The following is a 14,217-nucleotide window of genomic DNA, read 5'->3' as shown; positions in this document are numbered from 1 at the left end:
TTATTTGACGGCTCCAAGAGCAAGTCCCTTGATGAGATAGCGCTGGAGCCAGATGAAGAGGATTGCGACCGGCAGCGTGGCGAGGAAGGTTGCCGCCATGACATAGTGCCATTCGACGGTGTAGCGTCCCGCCACCAGCGAGAAGACCTGAATGGGCAGGGTATAGCTTTCCTGCCTGCGCAGCATGGTCAACGCCACGACGAATTCGTTCCATGCGTTGATGAAGGTGAAAATGGCGGTCACGGCGATGGCAGGCAGGCAAAGCGGCAGGAACACTTTTATCAGTGTCTTGCCGCGGCCAGCCCCTTCCATCCACGAGGCTTCTTCAAGATCACGGGGTATCGTGTCGAAATAGCTTTGCAGCATCCAGACGGTGAAGGCGATATTGAAGGCCATATAGACCGCACCGACGGCAGACACGCTTTCAATCAAACCATAGGCGGCGAGCAGCCGGAAAAGACCCAGCACCAGAACAATCGGCGAGATCATCTGGGAGACGAGCAGGAATTGCCGGAATGCGCCATGGCCTGCAAAGCGAAAGCGTGACATGGCATAGGCGGCAGGAATGGACACGATGATTGCGCCAACGGAAGCAATGACCGAAACGTAAAGCGAGTTCAGAAGCGCTTGCCCGAATTTGGTCTGGACCCACATTTCCGAAAAATTCTGCCAGTGGAAGCTGCTCGGCCACCACGTTGGAGACAGGACTTCCTGCGGCGGTTTGACGGCCGTGAGGAACATCACCGAAAAGGGAAACAGCGTCAGTACGATAAGTGGTGACAGAACTGCCCAGGCGACGATCGTGCGCTTCAGCTTTGAACCCGTCATGCGCGTTCTCCCCGCATGGCGAGGCGAATATAGATCGCCGTGAAGACGAGGAGTATCGCCAGCATGATGAGCGACACCGCCGAGGCCTCGCCGAGCTTGCCCAGCCGGAAAGCGAGCTTGTAGAGATGTGTCACCAGAATGTCGGTGGAGTTGGCCGGTCCGCCCTGCGTCATGACCCAGATGATCGGGAATGAATTGAAGACGTAGATGGTATTCAGCACGATGGCGATGTTCACGAAGGGCTTGAGGAGCGGAAAGGTGATTTCCCGGAACTGCTGCCACAGGCTGGCGCCTTCAAGGGACGAGGCTTCGTAGAGATCCTCCGGGATGGAGGATAGTCCGCCGAGAAAGATCGTCGTGGTGAACGGCACGGTGACCAGAATGCCGACCAGAACCTGCATCGGAAAGGCCGTTGCCGCACTCGCCAGCCATTGAATATTACTGTCGATGAGGCCGAGATTGCGCAGTGCGGAATTGAGCATTCCGCTTTCGCCATTGAGCGCCCAGCGCCAGACGATGGCTGTCATGGTGAGTGAAACGGCCCAAGGCAGCATGACGATGACGCGGGCCACTGACCGGCCATAGAAATCCATGTTGAGAATGATTGCGACCGGAATGGAAACGATCAGCGCTCCGCCAACCACGGCGACGGTCCATACTGCGGTGCGCCAGAGTGCGTTTAGGAAGTCGGGCGTTGCGAAAAGCGCAGTGAAGTTTGCGCCGTCGTTGAAATCACGCAGCTGCCCGAAGCGGTTGACGTCGTGGCTGGCAATTTCAACCAGGTGCACCACGGGCCAGAAGATCACCACCGCAGCCAGAAGGAGGCTCGGCAGGATCAGAAGATAGGGCAGGGTGCGGCTTTGCATCGGCAAACAATGTCCTGGGGAAGAAAAGAGCCCGGCAGAGCGGGGGCACTGCCGGGCAGGCGGGGAGCTTACTTCTGAAGGATCGCATCCGCCTTGGCTGCGGCATCCTTCAGCACGGCATCGGGTTCGCCCTTGCCGAGATAGATGCTCTGCATGGCGTTGGAGGTGATGTCGGCAATTTCTTCCCAGCCCGGAATGATGGGCGCAAAACGGGCATCCGGCAGAAGTGCGGTGAAAGCGGCAAGATCGGCATTATTGACGTAATAATCCATCTTCGCCTCTTCCTTGTTGACCGGCAGGAAGCCTTCACCTTGTGTGAATTTGGCGCGCCATTCTGTCTGGAACAGGAAGTCGAGCACCTTCCAGGCTTCCTCCTTGTTTTTGGAATTCTGGAACATGATGACGGAATCGGTCACGCCGTAGGTTCCGCGCGCGCCTGTCGGTCCGGCAGGAATGGCCGCAACACCGTATTTGAGGTTCGGCGCTTCCTCCTTGATCTGGTTGGAAAGGAAAGGCGCGGTAATCATCATGCCGACCTTGCCCTGCTTGAACAGGTTCTGCACATCCTCGCGCGCATAGGAAGTGACGCCGGGCTGGGTCAGGCCGTCATCGATCAGCGACTTGTAAAGTTTGGCGGCTTCAAGCGCGCCGGGTGTGCTGAGGCCCGACGTGCCGTCATTGTTGAGGATTTCGGTCCCATAGGACCACATGGCATAGTAATAATAAACGTCGGTCTCGATTTCCTTGCCTTGCAGGCCGAAACCGTAATTCTCTCCGCCGAGCGCCTTGATCTTGGTGGCTGCTGCTTTCAGTTCGTCCCAGGTCGCGGGCGGGTTTTCGACGCCTGCCTTTGTGAGCAGATCCTTGTTGTAATACATGGCGCGGGCAGAGGCCGCGATCGGCAAGCCATAGGTCTTGCCCTCAAGGACGGATGGCGACAGGAAAGTCTCGATGAACCGGCCCTTGAACTCGTCATTCATGTAACCGTCGAGCGGTTCTGCGATGCCCTGCTGCACGAAATCAATCAGCCAGCGTGTGCCGATGATCGAAAGGTCTGCATTGGTGCCTGCTGAAATGTCGGTGGTCAGCTTCTGCAGGAGCACGTCCCACGGCACGACTTCAAAATTGAGCGTGATGCCGGGATTGGCGGCTTCAAATGCCTTTTTGACCTCTTCGAAATAAGGACCGGTCTTGGAGCTGTATTCCGCGACGGTCATGCGCACTTCGCCTGCATTTGCAACCGACGACAGCGCCAGAATGCTCAATCCGGCCAGAAGGCCGGCCTTCCATTTGTAGATAGACATTTTCCCGTTCCCTTGTTTTGCCCCGCATTGGTGCGGTGACAATCTATTTTTGTTATTTTCTTACATTATCGGCATTATTGGTAGTTTCAAGCGAAAAGTTTTGTTGCAAACTTACATTTTGACTCTTACGCTGACGGGAATAAAAATGCAGAAACTGCCGCATAAAAGGGGAATAGCGTGGAGCAAGCAGGCGAATTTGCCGGAAGATCGGTGCTGGTTACCGGGGCAGGTGGCGGTGTGGGAAGCGCGCTGGTCAAACTGTTTTCCGAACGCGGCGCCCACGTGATCGGTTGCGATGCGACGCTCGAGGCAATGGCAGGTGACGGCTTCCATGCGCGTCACGCCTTCGATTTGCTCGATCACGGCGGGCTGGAGCCGGCTGCAAGACGGATCATAGCGGAATCGGGCCTGCCGGATATTGTCATCAACAATGCGGGCTGGACCCGCGCCGAGACCTTCGCCGGGCTGGATCAGGGCAATATTGACGCTGAGATCGACCTCAACCTGACTGCGGTTGCGGGATTCTCCAATGTCATGGCGCAGGCCATGGCAGCGCGGGGACACGGTGTTTTTGTCTTCATCTCGTCGGTCAACGGTCTCTCGCATTTCGGAAACCCCGCCTATGCAGCGGCAAAGGCAGGGATCAATGCTTTTGCGCGCGCGATTGCGGTTGAGTTTGGAAGAAGGGGTGTGCGCGCCAATGTCGTCTGTCCGGGGTCGATACGAACGCCGGCATGGGATCATCGTATCGCGCAGGATGCGAGTGTACTGGATCGCCTGCAGCGCTTCTATCCTCTGGGGCGTATCGTTGACACCCGAGAAGTGGCGGAAACGGTAGCATTTCTGGCTTCCGACCGCGCATCGGGGATTACCGGCGCGATCCTCCCGGTCGATGCGGGGCTGACAGCAGGCTGCCGTCCTTTCATCGAAGATATTCTCGGAGGAAACTGACCGATGAAAGAAGTTTCGCTGCGCGGCATCACCAAAACCTTCGGGCAATTGACCGTCCTCGACCAGGTTAACCTCGATATTCAAAGCGGGGAATTCCTTGTGCTGGTAGGTCCTTCGGGCTGCGGAAAATCCACGCTTCTGCGGATGGTGGCTGGCCTTGAACCTATTTCCGGCGGCGATCTCCTGATCGGTGGGGAACGGGCCAACGAGTTGCCGCCGCAAAAGCGCAATATCGCGATGGTGTTTCAATCCTATGCGCTGTTTCCGCATATGACGGCGCGTGAAAACATTGGCTTTGGGCCGCGCATTCGCGGCGAGAGATCGGAAGAAACAGCCGCGAAGGTGGACAAGGCCGCTTCCATCCTCAACCTCCATTCCTATCTCGATCGCTATCCACGCCAGCTTTCGGGCGGGCAGCGCCAGCGCGTCGCCATGGGGCGCGCCATTGTCCGCGAACCGGCGGTGTTTCTGTTCGACGAGCCACTTTCCAATCTCGACGCGCAATTGCGCGTACAGATGCGCACCGAGATCAAGGCGCTCCATCAGCGCCTGAAAACAACCGTGATCTACGTCACCCATGACCAGATCGAGGCCATGACGATGGCTGACCGGATCGTTGTCATGAACCAGGGCAAGATTCAGCAGATCGGCGCGCCGTTGGATCTTTATGATGGCCCGGCCAACAAGTTCGTCGCGAGCTTTATCGGCTCACCGTCCATGAGCTTCATTCCGGGAACAGTGTCGGGAGGCATATTCCGTACCGGGGAGGGCGAAGAAATCGCCGTTGCTACGGGATCGTCTGATAACCGACAGGCGGAAGCTGGCATTCGGCCTGAAAATTTTACGGTCGCGCGGGATGGCAAGGGGCTGAGGCTTACCGTGGAAGTTATTGAGCCGACGGGACCAGAAACGCATATTTATGGACGGATTGCAGGGCAGCCCATACGAGCTGTGTTTCGCGAGCGCATACATCTTGCGCCCGGCGAGCAAGTGCCTGTAACTGCAAAGAGCGAACACATACACCTTTTCGACAAGGATAGCGGTCTGCCGCTTTGAACTTCCCATGAGCAAGGTTGCCGACATTATCACGCGGCTGCACGTCGTGGCGCAGGACGGGTCGAAATCCGACCGGCGGCTGGCTGCGCTCGTGCTGGCTGATCCCGATTACGCTTCCAAGGCGGCTATCTCGGAAATTGCGGCCAGAGCCGGAGTCAGTGAGCCCACTGTGACGCGTTTTTGCCGAGCGCTCGGCTGCGATGGTGTTCGCGATTTCAAGTTTTTTCTGGCGCAGGCCCTCGCCATCGGCGGTCAGTATCTGACCGCTGAAATTCCCGCCCGCGATGTGCGTGAAAGCCGTATCGCGGCCGCTGTGACCGATGCGGCGGTTGCCGCCATCCAGCGCGCAAGCGACGGGCTCGATATGGGCGTGCTGATGAAAGTGGCCGAACGGCTTGCCGCTGGTGGACCTGTCCTTTGCTTTGGCTCTGGCGGTATCTCGTCCATGCTGGCAACAGAAATGCAGAACCGCTTGTTCCGCCTAGGCATTTCAGTCAGCGCGCAGGTGGATGGGCAGTTGCAGCGCATGTATGCCGCCGTCACCACGCATGAGACCACGGTAATCGCTTTTTCCGTTTCCGGCTTTGCGCGTTCTGTGGTGGAGGCCGTGCTGGTTGCGCGGCAATATGGGGCGCAGACGGTGGCGATCACGCCTGCCGGTTCCGATCTCGCCAAGGCGGCGGACGTGCTCATTCCCTATCACGCCAATGAAGACGGCAATATCTACAAGCCGACCTCGTCGCGCTTCGCGCTGCTCGCAATTCTGGACATGATCGCCACGGCCACGGCGGAGGCGCGCGGGCCGAAGGTGCTGGAAAGCCTGCGTCGCATCAAGCATAGCCTCAATACACTGACCATAGATGATCCGCGCCTGCCGCTGGGAGATTGATTCATGACCGGACCGAAAACCATTCACGACGTGGATACGCCTGCGATCCTCATCGACATTGATCGCGTGAAAGCGAATATTGCCGAGGCGCAGGCCCACGCGGATGCGACAGGAGTGAAACTGCGGCCGCATATCAAGACGCACAAGCTGCCGCTCTTTGCCAAAATGCAGGTGGAAGCAGGCGCAGCGGGCATCACCTGCCAGAAGCTCGGCGAGGCGGAAGTCATGGCTGATGCCGGGCTGACGGATATTTTCCTGCCCTACAATATTCTTGGGCGGGAAAAGCTCGACCGCCTGCACGCGCTGCATCAGCGCATCACACTGTCGGTTACGGTCGATAACCCAACCTCCCTCGCAGGTCTGGCGTCGCGCTTCACTGATGAAAAACATCCGCTGAAAGTGCTGGTCGAATGCGATACCGGGATGGGACGTTGTGGTGTACAGACACCTGCCGAAGCATTGGAGCTGGCGCGAGTTATCGATCAGAGTGCGGGGCTGCGTTTTGGCGGTCTAATGACCTACCCCGCAGCGGGTAAGCCGGATGAGGCTGAACAATGGCTTTATTCGGCCCGCGAACTGCTTGCTGCAAACGGCCTCCAATGCGAAACCATTTCGAGCGGCGGCACGCCCGATATGTGGCGCAAGCCCAGTGACAGTGTCGTCACCGAATATCGTCCCGGCACCTATATCTATTTCGACCGTTATCAGGTCGAGAAGGGGGCTGCGACAGTGAATGACTGCGCTTTTACGGTGCTTTCAACAGTCGTCAGCCATCCGACCTCCGGACGGGCCATCATCGATGCCGGGTCCAAGGCGCTGTCCAGCGATACACTTGGGCTGAGCGACTTTGGTGAAGTGATGGGACGCCCCGACGCCCGTGTGATCGGTTTGAGTGAGGAGCACGGCAAGCTGACCGGCGATGTCGCTGACCTGAAGGTTGGCGAGCGCGTGCGGATCATTCCTGATCACGTATGCGTCGTTTCCAATCTCTTTGACGAGGTCCATATTGTTTCGGGCGAGGATGTCGTCGATATCCTGCCGGTCGCCGCACGTGGAAAGTTAAGATAATCAGGAGGATAGCATGAAGGCTGCGGCCAATCCCTTTGCAGGCGACAAGGACCGCGAGCAGATTTGGGAAATGCTCGTGCGGCGCGATATCGAAGCTTTCGTATCGCAGGACTGGTCCCTGGTGGCCGATGATTTCGATGAGATGCGCTTCCTCGGCATACATGCACATAATGACCGTGATCCCGACAAATGGGATGCAGGATTTCCCACGCTCGCAAGTTATCGCGATGAATGGCTGCGGCAGGCGGCGGAAAGTGCGGCGGTCGAATATGCCGAATCTCTGGCCGAAGGCATCTTCCGCGCGACCAATCTGAGCGTGATCGATATTACCGGCGACGTCGCTGTCGCACGGAAAAAATTCGATGGAACGATTGCAAGAAAGGACGGCTCCGTCGACCGCCTCAACTGGCAGACGCTGTATTTCTGCCGTCGCGAAGGTGCGCGCTGGAAGATCACCGGCTTTGTTGGATATATGGCTTATCGCTGAAATATCGGTCCTATCCGACCTGTCTCACACGGCGCGGATTGCTCGATCTGCGCCGTTTTTATGTATAGACTAGATAGCCAGGGTTCGCAGTATAATCCCACTTTTTTTCTGCAATTATAGTCGTTTTTATGCTGAATAATACTAATTCGCATGATGTCGCAGCTGATTGCATATTTGTCGCAGGCCGTTCCGGTAATTGATTGGAACAGGACTACTATTGCTTTCAAGCTGGTCGATTGCCTCCTGCTTTGAGCAGCGTCGAGCAGTCCTCAAAATTCGTCGTGCGACCCTTCAAAAAAACATTCAAGGGGACGGTTGCCGGACGGATCATTCAGATGAATTCACGGCTGTGGGTGGACATGTCGGGAAATGACCTATATAGAATCAGGAAATCTATCGATAATCATTCCGTGCGTGCCGTTCGCGGAGCGCAGATTCCTTGCGAGCAAGTTGCATTGGAATGAAGTTCTATCATTAATAAAAAGGAGATTAAGTCCGCCAGCACAGCGGGGTTAAACTTAATGCATGGTATTTTATACAAGGAAGAAAGTATGAAGTCGCCGGCTGAGACTAAAATAAGCTTGAAAGGCGTTTTTAAGGTCTTCGGCGATGATCCGGAGCGTGCAATGCAAGAGTTGCGCGCAGGTAAATCAAAAACCCAGATACACAGCGAACTCGGCGCAACAATCGGCGTCGACAATGCGACCTTCGATATCTATGAAGGTGAAGTATTCGTTATTATGGGGCTCTCCGGTTCGGGCAAATCCACGCTTCTGCGTCTGCTCAATCGCCTGATCGAACCGACCGCCGGTTCCATCGAAGTGGATGGCCGCGATATCGTCAAAATGACCAAGCGCGAGTTGATCGATCTTCGCCGTCGCGACATGAGCATGGTGTTTCAATCCTTCGCGCTCCTGCCCAATCGTTCGGTTCTGAACAACGCTTCGTTCGGTCTTGAAGTGGCCGGAATGGGCGAGGCGGAGCGGCACCAGAAAGCACTGAAGGCGCTGGCTGCCGTTGGGCTGGAGCCATATGCTCACAGCATGCCGGACCAACTTTCCGGTGGCATGAAACAGCGTGTCGGACTGGCACGTGCGCTGGCGAGCGAGCCCACCATTCTTCTGATGGACGAGGCTTTTTCTGCGCTTGATCCGCTGATCCGCACCGAAATGCAGGACGAGTTGAAGCGGCTTCAGGCTGAACACAGCCGGACGATCATTTTCGTCAGCCATGATCTGGACGAAGCCATGCGCATCGGCGACCGTATCTGCATCATGCAGCACGGCAAGGTTGTGCAGGTGGGGACGCCGAACGAAATCGTTTCCGCGCCTGCCAACGATTACGTCCGTTCCTTCTTTCGCAATGTCGATGTGTCCCGCGTTTTCAAGGCCGCGGACGTGGCGCGCGAGGACGAACTGATCGTCTTCGAACCTGAACAGCTGGCTACAGCGCTTGAACGGTTCGACGCAAGCGGGAAGGCATTCGGTGTTCTGATCGACGCCGACCGCACCTATCGGGGTATGGTCAGCCGTGATGCGCTGGCGAAGGGTGCTGCAGTGCAAGGGACCGAGAGACTTGATAGTGTTTCTGCCATCGAGGCGGAAGCGCCGCTCTCCGGTTTGTTGACCAAGGTGGCGGAAAGCCCCTGGCCGGTTCCGGTCACTGACAGCCAGAACCGCTACGTCGGTGCCATCAGTAAATCGGCATTGCTCGAAACGCTTGGCCGCGCGGGTTGAGACCTGCACGCCAACGGACTTTTGCCTGAAACGGGCAGAATGGGTCCAATCCAGAAGAAATACGGAAATGGACGGTAAAACATGGATTTGAATTTCAGTGTCGGCGGATGGGCGGATGTTGTGGTCAACTACATTCTCGACCACTTTACGCCCGCGCTCGATATGATCGCAGCCACTATCGGTTTTGTTACCGACAGTATCCAGAATGCTCTTCTTGCTGTGCCGCCGATCGGCGGGGTTGCAATTCTGACATTGCTATCGCTGTGGCGCGTGGGGTGGAAATTTGCGATTTTCACGGCTCTTGCGCTGGGCCTCATCATCCACATGGATTTGTGGACTGGTACGATGGAAAGCCTTTCTCTCGTGCTGGCATCGACGGTTATTGCTGTCGTAATTGGCATCCCTCTTGGTATCGCGATGGCCCGCAGTGACACGATTGCTTCGATCGTGCGCCCGGTCCTCGACCTCATGCAAACGATGCCCGCTTTCGTCTATCTCATTCCGGCAGCAATGTTTTTCGGCCTTGGTGCCGTGCCAGGGACAATTGCGACGGTGATCTTCGCCATGCCGCCGGTCGTGCGTCTTACCAATCTCGGTATCCGGCAGGTGCATTCGGAGTTCGTTGAAGCGGGACTTGCCTTCGGCTGTACGTCGCGGCAGTTGCTATTCAAGGTGCAGCTTCCGAATGCCATGCCCTCGATCATGGCCGGCATCAACCAGACGATCATGCTGTCGCTGTCCATGGTGGTCATTGCATCCATGATCGGCGCAGGCGGTCTTGGCAATACGGTTTTGACCGGCATTCAGCGCCTCAACGTGGGCCTCGGTTTTGAAGGCGGCCTTGCTGTGGTCATTCTGGCGGTCATTCTCGACCGCATTACCCAGAGCTTCGGCAAGGGGGGCACCGGATTTTTCAAAAGGCTCGCATCGCTAAGGAAGGCGGCGGACACCCAGTCCGCCTCGTCCTTTCGCAAGCAGGAAGCATGACGCAAGCAAAAATAACCAAGAATAACAATGGGAACTGATACCAATCGAAAAGGAGAAGCTATGTTAGGCAAACTAACCAAATTCGGTCTGGCGGCAGTTGTGGCGGGAACGATGACCATGGGCGCAGCATTCGCGCAGGACAGCAAGCCGGTTAAAATCGGCTGGGCCCCATGGTCGGATGCTGAATTCGTCACAAAACTTGCCAAGAAGCTGATCGAAGACAATCTCGGCCAGAAGGTCGAGCTGGTTCAGACAGACGTGGCCCCACTCTATCAGGGCGTGAGCCGTGGCGATATTGATGCCATGATGATGGCCTGGCTGCCGGAAACCCACGCTGATTACTACAAGCGCATTGAAGGCAAGGTCGAAAACCTCGGCCCGCTCTATGAAGGTGCGAAGCTTGGCTGGATTGTTCCGGCGTACATTCCGGAAAGCGAAATCAGTTCCATTGAGGACCTGAAGAAGCCGGAAGTTCGTGAGAAGCTGAAGGGCGAGATTCAGGGTATTGATCCGGGTGCCGGCCTTACCCGTCTGTCGCAGGAAGCGATCAAGAAGTACGGGTTGGACTACAAACTCAATATTTCGAGTGAAGCAGCCATGCTCACCACCGTCGACCGCGCCACGCGTTCGGATGGCTGGTTCGTGGCGACTTCGTGGAGCCCACACTGGATGTTCGGCAAGTACAAGCTGCGTTATATCGCCGATCCTGAAGGTGCGCTTGGCGGCGCGGAACATATCGATGCCGTTGCGCGCAAGGGCTTCAAGGAAGAGAATCCGAAAGTTGCGTCGCTGCTCACGAAAATGAGCCTTCCGATCAGCGAGCTTGAAGCTGCAATGTTCGATGCACAGGAAACGTCCTATGAAAAGGCCGTCGACAAATATATCGCGGATCATCCGGATCGCATCAAGGAATGGCTGGCTGAATAATTGGTACCAGCATAAAGCCCCGGGCAACCGGGGCTTTTCTTATTCTACCCTCTACGGGCAATCAGGATGCCTGAGATCACGATGATGCCGCCGAGAGCCTGCAGCAGGCCGATGGGTTCTGACAAGATTGTCCAGGCGAGAAACGCCGCGACAACGGGTTGCAGAAGCAAGGTCAGCGACGAGAACGATGCGGGAAGATAGGCCAGGGCATAGGCGATCATGCTCTGGCCGGCTGCGTGGGTTACCCATGCAAGCCCGGCGAGGATAAGCCAGCCATAAAACGTCGCCGGTAGTATCTGGCCTTCCATGAAATAGGCGATTGGCAATGAAAACACGGCGGCAATAGCGCTGCTCCACAACATGATGCGCATCGTGGAGAAGCGGCTTCTCAAGCGGCCCACTGAAAGTATGTAACCGGCATAAAAGACCGCGGCCAGAAGCGCCATCGCGTCGCCGGAGGACCGGGATTGGAGAAGCTCGCCCGGTCCGCCTTTCAGCACCACGACGCCGATGATCGCGACGGCAAGTCCGACCACGAAGGAATTGCTCACGCGCGACTTGAAAAGCAGCCATGCACCGATTGTCACGAAAATAGGGGCCATATTGGCAAGCAGGGTTGCATTGGCGACGGATGTCATGTGCAGCGATAGGTGCCACGCACCCAGATCGAAAGCGATGAACAGTCCGGGCAGGGCGAGGCGCAGACAATCGGATAGGGTGAGTGGCGCGGCATCCTTCTCGTCACGCCGTTCGCGGTTATCCATGAACAGAAGTGGTAAAACGGCAAGCGCGAGACGCCAGAAGCCGGTTGCGAGCGGGCCCACCTCGGAAAGCCGGACAAAAATCGGCGAACTGCCAATAGCGATGCCACCAATGATCAGGGCGGTCATCGCCAGACGTTGCGCATTCGTGGGAGTGGGGCTTGCGGCGGCGCTATGCGACATTTTCAAACTCGAAGTTATGCCGACATGCGGCTTCCATTCGCGCAATGCGGTCAGTTAAAGAGCGCCCTTCGGCTTCGGACGGAACCGGTCATGGAGAAAATCAGCGCATTTCTTCCAATAACGTGTTCTGACTGTTATTTTGCGGATCGCAGAAAGGCAAGAACTCAGAAAATTTGCCCGCGACATTGATATGACGCGGGCTTGCTTAGTCCTGTTTTGGAGAGGCGTCCAGCGCTTGCGCCGGAATGAAACTTAAAAATTCATCACATTTCGGTTCCGCGTGACGCAACGTGAATGAAAAAAGCGCCCTTGTGGGCGCTCTTCCAATTATCCGCGATAATAAGGCGAATAGCACTGTTTGCGCGGCCCATTATAGGGCTGGAATGTGTTATCCGAGGAGCGATAGGACCTATAGCGGTTATAGCACCACTGCACATGTGCGCTAGATAGTCTTGGCGCGCGATAAACAGGGCGGGGCTGGTTTATTGCACCGCCAATGATGGCGCCAGCGCCGAATGCCGCCAGGGGATACCACCATCCATCGCTGTGGCGACGATAACCGTGGCGATAATGCCGATAGCCGCGATGGCCGTGCCAGTATCCGGGTCGGTTAGGCCGATGGCCACGATAATGACGCGGCGGACGGCGATGATCGCGGACCTGTTCTACATTGTGATTGATGACGGGGCGCTCCAGATTCATAGGAGCGGCCATTGTAGGTGCAACCGATGTTGCTCCGAAAATCACGGCCAATGCCCCGACACAAGTCTGTTTAAAGATATTCACGTGCAACCCTCCGTATTAGACGACGAGGGTAAACGATTGAAATATAGAATTGTTCCCAATTTCTATAAAAGACATTCAGGAAATGAAGAGGAGCGGGCTCCTCCCCAAGAACCCGCTCCCCCAATGCATCGCCCCCCGCCATAGGTGGTGCGATGCTTACCTCTTGTGGCTTTTTGCCAAGCCTAAATTTAGCGTTTCAGACTTTACCCTCGAGTGCGGCATTTAGCAACTTCAACGCGCGTTCTTTTGTCAGTTCAATCGGGTTGCCACCGGCAGTTGGATCTACGATTGCCATTTCGGCAATCAGTTCTTTGCGGGCGTCGTCCATGTCGAGCCCCTTGATGAATTGGGACAGCGTGTTGGGTACACCGAGGTCGCTGCGCAGTTTCATAATGGCCGCCAGGAAGCCATCGAACCCGCCCTTGATACCGAGATAATCGGCGAGCCTTTCGATACGCGTTTCGATGGCGGACCGGTTCTGAAGCAGTATGTAAGGCATGAAAACCGCATTGGTCATGCCGTGATGTGTATCGTAGAGAGCCCCGATCGGATGGGAGAGGGAGTGGATTGCGCCCAGACCTTTCTGGAAGGCCGTTGCACCCATGGCCGCAGCTGCCATCATGTTGGCACGGGCTTCGATATTGTGCCCATCGGCGTAAGCCTTTGGAAGGTTTTCGAAAACCAGCCGAATACCTTCCACCGCTATGCCATCGGCCATCGGATGGAACCCCGGCGCGCAATAAGCTTCAAGGCAGTGCGCCAGCGCATCCATGCCTGTACCGGCAGTGATGAAGGGCGGCATTCCGGTGGAAAGTTCTGGATCGGCGATGACCGTGACGGGCAGCGTCTTGGGATGAAAAATGACTTTCTTGGTATGTGTCGCCTCATTGGTCAGAACGCCCGCGCGGCCAACCTCGGAGCCGGTTCCCGCCGTGGTCGGCACGGCGATGATCGGTGCGATGGCGGCGCTATCAGCCCGGGTCCACCAGTCGCCGATATCCTCGAAATCCCAAACCGGACGGCTCTGCCCGGCCTGAAAGGCAATCAGCTTGCCGAGATCGAGCGCCGAGCCGCCGCCGAAGGCGATGACACCATCATGGCCGCCATCCTTGAACACTTTCACGCCCGCATAAAGGTTGCTTTCGACTGGATTGGGCTTCACATCGGAAAAGACCGCATGTTTGACGCTTCCTTCGTTCAGGATCGTCAGCGTGGAAGCGACCACAGGAAGCTTTGCCAAGCCGGGATCGGTCACGAAGAGCGGATTCTGGATACCAGCCGCTTTGAGAACGGCTGGCAGTTCCTTGATACGGCCCGGTCCGAACAGGACCGTGGTAGGGAAATTCCATTTGGCGGTCAAACTAGTCATGTCGATTGCTTTCCAGAAT

14 protein-coding genes are annotated in these 14,217 nt (G+C 56.6%); 8 read left to right on the top strand and 6 right to left on the bottom strand.

Going from position 1 to position 14,217, the window contains the following annotated elements; translation table 11 throughout:
- The 3 genes from J9800_RS03215 to J9800_RS03205 all read right to left on the bottom strand — a co-directional run bounded on the left by J9800_RS03215 (window position 1) and on the right by J9800_RS03205 (window position 2,998).
- Complete coding sequence (locus J9800_RS03215) at window positions 1-828, bottom strand: carbohydrate ABC transporter permease (RefSeq protein ID WP_114214725.1); 828 nt, start codon at window positions 826-828, stop codon at window positions 1-3.
- Complete coding sequence (locus J9800_RS03210; RefSeq protein WP_112587233.1) at window positions 825-1,694, bottom strand: carbohydrate ABC transporter permease; 870 nt, start codon at window positions 1,692-1,694, stop codon at window positions 825-827. The genes J9800_RS03215 and J9800_RS03210 overlap by 4 nt, the downstream gene beginning before the upstream one ends.
- A gap of 68 nt (window positions 1,695-1,762) precedes the next feature.
- Window positions 1,763-2,998, bottom strand: a complete 1,236-nt coding sequence (locus J9800_RS03205; protein WP_114214726.1) for an ABC transporter substrate-binding protein — start codon at window positions 2,996-2,998, stop codon at window positions 1,763-1,765.
- Window positions 2,999-3,175: 177 nt separating this feature from the next.
- Here J9800_RS03205 and J9800_RS03200 point away from each other — a divergent pair, with 177 nt between their 5' ends.
- The 8 genes from J9800_RS03200 to J9800_RS03165 all read left to right on the top strand — a co-directional run bounded on the left by J9800_RS03200 (window position 3,176) and on the right by J9800_RS03165 (window position 11,099).
- Window positions 3,176-3,949, top strand: a complete 774-nt coding sequence (locus J9800_RS03200; RefSeq protein ID WP_114214727.1) for an SDR family oxidoreductase — start codon at window positions 3,176-3,178, stop codon at window positions 3,947-3,949.
- 3 nt (window positions 3,950-3,952) lie between these two features.
- Window positions 3,953-5,005, top strand: coding sequence for an ABC transporter ATP-binding protein (locus J9800_RS03195; RefSeq protein ID WP_114214728.1), 1,053 nt, complete (start codon window positions 3,953-3,955; stop codon window positions 5,003-5,005).
- Window positions 5,006-5,012: 7 nt separating this feature from the next.
- Window positions 5,013-5,894, top strand: coding sequence for a MurR/RpiR family transcriptional regulator (locus J9800_RS03190; RefSeq protein ID WP_114214729.1), 882 nt, complete (start codon window positions 5,013-5,015; stop codon window positions 5,892-5,894).
- 3 nt (window positions 5,895-5,897) lie between these two features.
- Window positions 5,898-6,962 carry a D-TA family PLP-dependent enzyme gene (locus J9800_RS03185; protein WP_114214730.1) on the top strand — a complete coding sequence of 355 codons (1,065 nt, stop codon included), beginning with the start codon at window positions 5,898-5,900 and terminating at the stop codon, window positions 6,960-6,962.
- Window positions 6,963-6,975: 13 nt separating this feature from the next.
- On the top strand, window positions 6,976-7,449 hold the full coding sequence (locus tag J9800_RS03180; protein ID WP_114214731.1) for a hypothetical protein: 474 nt from the start codon (window positions 6,976-6,978) through the stop codon (window positions 7,447-7,449).
- A gap of 551 nt (window positions 7,450-8,000) precedes the next feature.
- A complete protein-coding gene (gene proV, locus J9800_RS03175) occupies window positions 8,001-9,185 on the top strand; it encodes a glycine betaine/L-proline ABC transporter ATP-binding protein ProV (RefSeq protein WP_114214732.1) in 1,185 nt (394 codons plus the stop codon).
- Window positions 9,186-9,266: 81 nt separating this feature from the next.
- Entirely contained in the window at window positions 9,267-10,172 is a 906-nt protein-coding gene (locus tag J9800_RS03170; protein ID WP_114214733.1) for an ABC transporter permease, read from the top strand.
- Between the two features lie 60 nt (window positions 10,173-10,232).
- Window positions 10,233-11,099: a glycine betaine ABC transporter substrate-binding protein gene (locus J9800_RS03165; RefSeq protein WP_114214734.1), complete on the top strand. Its 867-nt coding sequence runs from the start codon at window positions 10,233-10,235 to the stop codon at window positions 11,097-11,099.
- A 44-nt stretch (window positions 11,100-11,143) separates the two neighbouring features.
- Here the strand turns inward: J9800_RS03165 and J9800_RS03160 are convergent, their stop codons facing one another.
- The 3 genes from J9800_RS03160 to J9800_RS03150 form a co-directional block, all read right to left on the bottom strand.
- The gene (locus J9800_RS03160) at window positions 11,144-12,043 is read right to left on the bottom strand and encodes a DMT family transporter (RefSeq protein ID WP_114214735.1); all 900 of its coding nucleotides are present in this window, start codon (window positions 12,041-12,043) and stop codon (window positions 11,144-11,146) included.
- A 327-nt stretch (window positions 12,044-12,370) separates the two neighbouring features.
- Window positions 12,371-12,829 carry a BA14K family protein gene (locus J9800_RS03155; RefSeq protein ID WP_114214736.1) on the bottom strand — a complete coding sequence of 153 codons (459 nt, stop codon included), beginning with the start codon at window positions 12,827-12,829 and terminating at the stop codon, window positions 12,371-12,373.
- Window positions 12,830-13,025: 196 nt separating this feature from the next.
- On the bottom strand, window positions 13,026-14,198 hold the full coding sequence (locus J9800_RS03150) for an iron-containing alcohol dehydrogenase (RefSeq protein ID WP_210845449.1): 1,173 nt from the start codon (window positions 14,196-14,198) through the stop codon (window positions 13,026-13,028).
- Window positions 14,199-14,217 lie beyond the last annotated feature (19 nt).

Origin of the sequence: Ochrobactrum sp. AP1BH01-1 (assembly GCF_018066705.1) — a bacterium.
In the GTDB taxonomy this organism is placed as follows: Bacteria; Pseudomonadota; Alphaproteobacteria; order Rhizobiales; family Rhizobiaceae; genus Brucella.
Note: the sequence above shows the minus strand (reverse complement) of the source record. Positions and strands in the feature narration are given on the sequence as shown.